This window comes from Devosia sp., assembly GCF_028290645.1.
Classification (GTDB): Bacteria; Pseudomonadota; Alphaproteobacteria; order Rhizobiales; family Devosiaceae; genus Devosia_A.
Genome location: NZ_JAQGJL010000245.1, coordinates 1 through 6,919, shown reverse-complemented (window position 1 = coordinate 6,919; position 6,919 = coordinate 1). Strand labels below are relative to the sequence as shown.

The following is a 6,919-nucleotide window of genomic DNA, read 5'->3' as shown; positions in this document are numbered from 1 at the left end:
CGACGGACAATGTCGGCGTCGAGCGCTCGACGGTGAGGTAGCCGAGCCCAAGATCCAGCAGTACCGCGAGGCGCCGGCCCAAGTCGGCGGCGATGCGTTCGACGACCACCGCCTTCTCGGGGAACTTCTCACGCAGGCTCGAAAGCTTCTCGCCCTGGGCGTAGGAGGCGAACATCGACGCCAGGCGGCTCATCGACAGGTCGCCGAGCTCGGCTATGTTCAGTCCCGCGAAGGTGACCGACAGCGACTCGCGCCTGAGGCGCTGGCCGCCGCAAAGCGTGCAGGGGCGGCTCACCATGTACTGCGCTGCGCGTCGCTTCATCATCGCGCTCATCGTGGTGGCGTAGCTGTGCGTCACATGCCGGCGAGCGCTCGAAAACGTGCCCATATAGGCCGGCTGCACCCGGTCGCGGATGGCCCGCTTGACTTCGGCGGTAGTGTAGCCGGGATAGACTGGAACCTCGGGCTGCTCGTCGGTGAACAGGATCCAGTCACGCGTCTTCCTGGGCAGGTCGCGCCAGGGAGTGTCGACGTCGATGCCGAGCGTGATGAGGATGTCGCGCAGATTCTGCCCGCCCCACGCCCTGGGCCATGCTGCCACAGCGCGTTCGCGGATGGTCAGGGACGGATCGGGCACCATCGACGCCTCGGTCACTTCATGGATGCGGCCCAGCCCGTGGCATTTCGGGCAGGCGCCTTCCGGGGTGTTGGGCGAGAAGGACTCGGCCTCGAGATGCGGCTGCCCGGGGGGATATTTTCCGGCGCGCGAATAGAGCATCCGAAGGAGGTTGGAGAGTGTGGTGACGCTTCCGACCGAAGACCGGGCAGTGGGTGACCCACGCTGCTGCTGCAACGCCACCGCGGGAGGGAGGCCCTCGATCAGGTCGACGTCGGGGACACCGAGCTGATGGAAAAGCCGCCGCGCATAGGGCGACACGGACTCGAGATATCGCCGCTGCGCTTCCGCATAGAGCGTGCTGAACGCGAGCGAGGATTTGCCCGATCCGGACACACCTGTGAACACCACCAGCGCGTTCCTCGGTACATCGACGTCGACATTCCTCAGGTTGTGCTCGCGGGCGCCGCGCAGGTGCACAAAGCCATCGTCGGAGTTGGTGTCATGCAAAATGCCGATGGGGAGACGTTCTTCGGCGTTGTCTGGCATCGGAACACTCCCTTGAACTCCCATGAACGTTCGGCAGCGCCTTTCGTGCCGCGCGCCTGGATGTTCGCCGGATGGGCAGGTATTGGACTACCTGTAGCTGCCTTGCGGCCACTGCTCGCGACGTGAGTCAGGATTCCTGCGTCGGCCAGCAGGCGTTTCGCGTTCGTCACGCCACCTTCATGAAACCGGACACAACCGGGGGCGGCGGTCGCCGAGAAATTTGGCGCGGGTCGCGGCCTCCGTCGAGTCGAGCGTCAATCCAACGACGGCGCACGGGTCGGGGATAGCACCGACCCGCGCAACATCCGCGCTCGCGACACTATTGTGCTGCCTGCACCTGCACCGGGGCGCCGAGCTTCTCTGCTGTACCGGGCACGATCACCAGATAGCGCCGCCGCTCCTTGTCCTCACCGCGCACGAGCTGCCGGATCGGTCCAATGGCGTTGACGACCGCCGCGCCGGCCGGATTGGTCATGAAGGCTTGCAGCGGCTGCAGGGTGCCGCGGCCCGATGCCTCGTTCGACAGGGCCAGAACGTAGGGCTTGCCGGGCTCGAGCCCGGTGACGGCCGCCTCCAGCACCTGCACCAGGCCCTGGTCGGAGAGCGATACGCTGGTGGGCGCCGTGTCGGGCTTCTTTCCGGGCGGCACCAGCGCCAGCTGCGTCGACATTCCGGCCACGCCGAGCGGCTTGAGGTTGTCCGTTCCGGCGCCCGTGGCAGGGATGGCTTCGGGCACGTAGACCACCGCCTGCGCCGCCTGTCCGATGGGGTTCGTCGCGATGACCTTGTTGGTCAGCGTATCGATCGCGGTCATCAGGTCTTCGTTCTCGAGGCCGACATAGACCCGCGTGCCGTCACCTGACGGCCAGATACCGTGCGGAAGCTGCCCCACCGGGATGGTCGCCACCTTGGAGAAATCGTCGGTGCGATAGACCTGGACCTCGTTGAGGCCGCCGATCGTGACATAGGCGAACATGCCGTTGGCATTGCGCACTATGTTGACGTGGTTGGTGATCGGGCCGCTGTCGATCGTCTTCAGCAGCGTGAACGGCGGCTGCGCGTCGAAGACCTGGACCTTGCCGGTATCCTTCAAGGTGAACCAGACCTGGGTGTTGTCGGGCGTCGCGGCGATGTTGGGGCAGAACGGGCTGGCCTGCGGGACCCTGGCGACGATCTTGTGATCGGCGACGGTGATGACCGCGACTTCGGGCGTGAACGAGGAGCAGACATAGCCATATTTGCCGTCGGGTGAAAAGATCGTCATGCCCGGCCCGTTCCCCACCACGATCTGGGCCTTTTCCTCGTAGGTCGTGCCATCGAGCACCGACACGTAATTCTCGCCCCGCACCACCACCCATACTTCCTTGCCGTCCGGGGTGAAGAACGCTTCGTGCGGGGAGCGCCCGACATAGGTGACGTGCTTGACGGTGTTGGTCGCGGTGTCGATGAAATTGACGGCATTCGAGCCGATCGCGACCACGGCGAGGGTGCGGTGATCGGGCGAAAATCCCATGCCGTGCGCCAGCAACTGGCCGCGATAGAGCGGACTTAAACTCCCCGGCAACGGATCGCCGAGCCGGATCACCCCGAGCAGCTTGTTGTCGACGGGATCGGTGACCGAGACCGTGTTGGAGAACTGCTCCGCCGAGTAGACGCGGTCGCGGTGGCTGATCGGGATGTCCGGGTCGGAGGCGGCGCCCGGGACTTGTCCGGCCCGGACATATTGCGCACCCGCGAGAGATGTCGAAACGAGGAGGATAGCCAGACAAGCGGTGCGTTTCATTTCATGGCTCCATGGTGGTCGATGGCTGGGAATCGTTGCAGCGCACGGACGGCACCTGCGTCGGCGAGGGCCCGGACGGCGGTAGCGTCTGGCGCACAGCGAGGCGCATCGCCGCAATCTCCTCCTGCTGGGTCACGATGATTTCCTGGGCCAACCGCCTGATCTGCGGGTTGCGGCCATGGCGAAGCACCGCAACTGCCATGTCGATCGCACCCTGATGGTGTGGCACCATCATCGCCACAAAGTCGGCATCGACATCGCCCGACGGCTCGATGTCCATGTCGAGCATCATCCTCGTCATCGCACGGGCACTCTCTGCGAGGTATGGGCTCCTTGCGGCATCCGCGGAATCAGGGGACCTCGCGCAGAGCGTTGCGATGTCGTGTGCGAGCGGTTGGGGGCTGTTTAAGCAGATAGCCAGATACGCCGCCGCGGCCAGGGCGCCGACTACGATCGGGGCGAGGTGCGAGCCTGCTGGTCCTCGAAAGGCTGGTGACACGACTGCGCCTTCGTTGCCGGCCGCGACCGGAACAACGCCTTATCTGAGGGCAACGTGAAAGCGACGCCAGCGCGTCACGGGTTGGACAATTCCATGCGTCTGCGGTTTTTTTGGGACCTTCTGGCGCCGAGGTGGTGGCGCTCTCCGGCATTGGCGCGAACAGAGCTCGGCAGCTGCCAGCTCCGCCTCGAGCCACAAGCGCAGACTCCGGCCGGCAGGACCAAATGGCGGAAGCGCGACTACGCCGTGACAGCGGCCTCGTAGGCCGACTGCATCCTGGCGCGGGCCGATCCCTCGGGCCGCGGCGCTCCCAGGTGGAGATGCCGCAACTCATCCATGAATTCGGACCACAGCTGCGGGCCGCCGTCCTCGAGAATTCGGGCGCGTGCCGAGAGCTCCGTCGACGCGGGCGTGTGACGCAGCCCCCAACTGCCCATCACCGCCAGCAGGGGGACAAGGTCGATCGCCTTCTCGGTCAGGCTGTAGACGACCCGCTGTTTGTGGCGCGGGTCTCCGCAGCGCGTCAGCAGGCCGTTCTCCGTCAGGCGCTTCAGGCGGTCCATGAGGATGTTGGAAGCGATCCCCTCGAGGCTTTCCGCAAGCAGGGCGCGGAAGGTGCGATTCCGGCCGAACATGATGTCGCGCAGCACAATCAGGCTCCACCGGTCGCCCAGGGTTTCCAGCGTCAGGTTGATCGGGCACCCGGAGCGTCGCCGGTTCATCGTATCCATCCGTCAAGACTGGTTGCAAGATAGAGGTGGTTTTACCCCGAGGCGCACTGCTAGCACAGTGCCGGCGCAAATGAACGCGATCCCTGCGGGTCGCCGCCGATCGACAGGAGCCAGCGCATGGCGAAGCTCGTATTTGGCATGAACCAGTCGTTGGACGGCTATGTCGACTTCAGGACGTTGCCCGTCCCAAGCCCAAAGCTCTTCCGTCATTTCATCGAGCAGACGCAGAACCAGACGGGGAGCATCTACGGTCGCGGACTCTACGAGGTCATGCGTTACTGGGACGAAGACGAGGCGGATTGGGAGGCGCCGGAACGCGAATTCGCGGCGGCATGGCGGAAGTCACCCAAATGGGTCGTCTCGAACTCGTTGAAGTCGGTCGGCCCGAACGCCACGCTCATCGGAAGTGATTTCGAGGCCACGATCCGCAAGCTCAAGGCCGAGCGTGACGGCGTTTTCGAAGCTGGCGGACCGGTCCTGGCGCGAACCCTGACCGAGCTTGGACTGATCGACGAGTATCACATCTATCTCCACCCCGTGGTGGTCGGCTCCGGCCCGCCCTTCTTCGCCGGCCCACGGCCGCCGCTCCGCCTTGCGGGCAGCGAGCAGATCGATGCGGACGTGATCCGACTGACCTACGTCCCCGCCTGATCGCCCAACTCATCCCGAAACCTGAACGCGCGGGCTCCGTCCGTGAGCGGCGAACCTTCGAGCGAGGAAGCGTGAACGCAATGCTGAGCTGGCAAGTGGGCCGGGTGCAGATCACCCGCATCGTCGAGATGGATCTGCCGGTGCCGGCCGAGTTCATGGCCGGGGCTACGCCCGCGGAGCTGCGCAAACTGCCGTGGCTCTATCCGCATTTCGTCAGCGCGGACGACAGTACCCTCAATCTGAGCGTCCACGCATTGCTGGTCGAGGCGCCGGGGCTGCGGCTGGTGGTCGACACCTGCGTCGGCAATGGCCGGCCGCGCGAGATCACCGGCGGCGAGCCTTTGGCGGGGCCGTTCCTCGAGCAGCTAGGTGACGCGGGCTGGTCGCGCGAGGGCGTCGACGCGGTGGTGTGCACGCACCTGCATGTCGACCATGTCGGCTGGAACACCATGCTCGAGAACGGCAAATGGGTCCCGACCTTTCCCAAGGCGCGCTACCTCATCGGCCGGAGCGAGTACGAGTTCATGAGCACCGTCGATGACGAGGAGCAGCAGGCGATGCTTGGCGACAGCATCAAGCCGATCTTCGACGCCGGCCTGGTCGAGCTGGTGGAGCTGGACCATTTGATCTCACCGGAGATCCGGCTTGCGCCGTCCATCGGCCATACGCCGGGCCACGTCAGCGTGATGATCGAGTCCGAGGGCAAGCGGGCGGTGATCACCGGCGACATGGCCCACCACACCTGCCAGGTAGCGCACCCCGACTGGACGCTCGCCGACCACGACCCGAAGACCGCTGTGCTCACCCGCTCGCGCCTCTTCGCCGAATGGGCCGACCGGGACACCCTGGTCATCGGCTCCCACTTCGCCGCCCCCACCGCCGGCCATATCGTCCGCGACGGCGCTGCGTTCAGGTTTGCGGTGTGAGAGCGAGCCGAAAAGATTCGCGGAACGATGTCGATTTCCGACAGGCTCGTTCGTCGTATCTGTGAGAGCAAGCAAGGAGACAGACGATGCGGGTCATGGTGTTCGCGAAAGCGCCCGAGGACAGCAAGATGGAGGGGGCTCCCACGCCCGAGATGCTGGAGGCATTCGCGGCGATGGACCGGTTCACCGAGGAACTGGTGAAGGCTGGCGTCTTTGTCGCCGCTGCCGGGCTCAAGAACGGCGCCCAGGCCAAACGCATCACCTTCGATGGCCCCAACCGCACGGTCATCGACGGGCCGTTCGCCGAGAGCCGAGAGCTGGTCGCCGGCTTTTCGATCTGGGAGGTCAAGGACATGGACGAGGCCCTGGCCTGGGCGAAGCGCGCGCCCAATCCCATGCCAGGCAAAAAAAGCGAGATGGAAATCCGGCCGTTCTACGAGGCGGAGGATCTGGCAGGGTTCATGACGCCCGAGGAGCTCTCGGCGCCGCGTGACGGGGAGCGCGGGAAGCTCGGCGTCGCCTGATAGCGCCGGCTGGAGACGGCTTGTCTCGGCTGCGGCCTTGGCCGAAAAGGCAGTATGACCGCACGCGAGACGCACCAGACGATCGAAGCGACCTTTCGCATTGAACGGGCGAGGCTCATCGCGGGCCTGGCCCGGGTGGTACGGAATGTCGACGTGGCGGAGGAACTGGCGCAGGACGCGCTGGTCGTTGCCCTCGCCGAATGGCCGAAGACCGGCGTTCCGGCCAATCCGGGCGCCTGGCTGATGGCCGCCGCCAAGCGCCGCGCCCTCGACGCGCTGAGGCGCGACAAGATGCGCGAGCGCAAGAGCGAGGAGATCGCGCGGACGCTGGACGCGGCGTCCGAGGAGGCGGCCGAGGCGATGGAAGCGGCCCCGGACGATGACCTGGGCGACGAGCTGCTGGGCCTCATCTTCACGGCGTGCCACCCCATGCTGTCGCCCGACGCCCGCGCGGCACTCACCCTGCGGGTGGTCGGCGGCCTGACGACCGATGAGATCGCCCGCGCCTTTCTGTCGAGTGAGGCAACGATCGCGCAGCGTATCGTCCGCGCGAAGAAGGCGATCTCGGAGGCCGGATTGAGCTTCGAGGCGCCGCGCGGCGCCGAACGGGCGGCGCGGCTGCCCTCGGTCCTCGAGGTCA

At 65.8% G+C, this 6,919-nt stretch carries 7 protein-coding genes and 1 pseudogene; 4 read left to right on the top strand and 4 right to left on the bottom strand.

All coding sequences use genetic code 11. The features are described 5' to 3' along the window. The 4 genes and pseudogenes from JWQ89_RS13570 to JWQ89_RS13555 all read right to left on the bottom strand — a co-directional run. A pseudogene (locus JWQ89_RS13570) lies at positions 1-1,165 on the bottom strand (excinuclease ABC subunit A); the annotation flags it as partial. Between the two features lie 319 nt (positions 1,166-1,484). Then, positions 1,485-2,948: a YncE family protein gene (locus tag JWQ89_RS13565; protein ID WP_299641846.1), complete on the bottom strand. Its 1,464-nt coding sequence runs from the start codon at positions 2,946-2,948 to the stop codon at positions 1,485-1,487. Position 2,949: 1 nt separating this feature from the next. After that, entirely contained in the window at positions 2,950-3,327 is a 378-nt protein-coding gene (locus JWQ89_RS13560; protein WP_299641850.1) for a DUF305 domain-containing protein, read from the bottom strand. Positions 3,328-3,686: 359 nt separating this feature from the next. After that, a complete protein-coding gene (locus JWQ89_RS13555; protein WP_299641845.1) occupies positions 3,687-4,178 on the bottom strand; it encodes a helix-turn-helix domain-containing protein in 492 nt (163 codons plus the stop codon). 117 nt (positions 4,179-4,295) lie between these two features. Here JWQ89_RS13555 and JWQ89_RS13550 point away from each other — a divergent pair, with 117 nt between their 5' ends. From JWQ89_RS13550 to JWQ89_RS13535, 4 genes are all read left to right on the top strand, one after another. Beyond that, positions 4,296-4,829, top strand: coding sequence for a dihydrofolate reductase family protein (locus JWQ89_RS13550; protein WP_299641844.1), 534 nt, complete (start codon positions 4,296-4,298; stop codon positions 4,827-4,829). A gap of 80 nt (positions 4,830-4,909) precedes the next feature. Further along, positions 4,910-5,755 carry an MBL fold metallo-hydrolase gene (locus tag JWQ89_RS13545; protein ID WP_366144004.1) on the top strand — a complete coding sequence of 282 codons (846 nt, stop codon included), beginning with the start codon at positions 4,910-4,912 and terminating at the stop codon, positions 5,753-5,755. Positions 5,756-5,841: 86 nt separating this feature from the next. Continuing rightward, a complete protein-coding gene (locus JWQ89_RS13540; protein WP_299641843.1) occupies positions 5,842-6,279 on the top strand; it encodes a YciI family protein in 438 nt (145 codons plus the stop codon). A gap of 54 nt (positions 6,280-6,333) precedes the next feature. Next, positions 6,334-6,919, top strand: a 586-nt coding sequence (locus tag JWQ89_RS13535) for a sigma-70 family RNA polymerase sigma factor (RefSeq protein ID WP_299641841.1), incomplete at its 3' end; no start/stop codon positions are given.

Bases quoted from the DNA above. Each gene is read 5' to 3' on its own strand.
- JWQ89_RS13565 (WP_299641846.1), bottom strand. From the start codon at position 2,948: ATGAAACGCACCGCTTGTCTGGCTATCCTCCTCGTTTCGACATCTCTC.
- JWQ89_RS13555 (WP_299641845.1), bottom strand. From the start codon at position 4,178: ATGGATACGATGAACCGGCGACGCTCCGGGTGCCCGATCAACCTGACG.
- JWQ89_RS13550 (WP_299641844.1), top strand. From the start codon at position 4,296: ATGGCGAAGCTCGTATTTGGCATGAACCAGTCGTTGGACGGCTATGTC.
- JWQ89_RS13545 (WP_366144004.1), top strand. From the start codon at position 4,910: ATGCTGAGCTGGCAAGTGGGCCGGGTGCAGATCACCCGCATCGTCGAG.
- JWQ89_RS13540 (WP_299641843.1), top strand. From the start codon at position 5,842: ATGCGGGTCATGGTGTTCGCGAAAGCGCCCGAGGACAGCAAGATGGAG.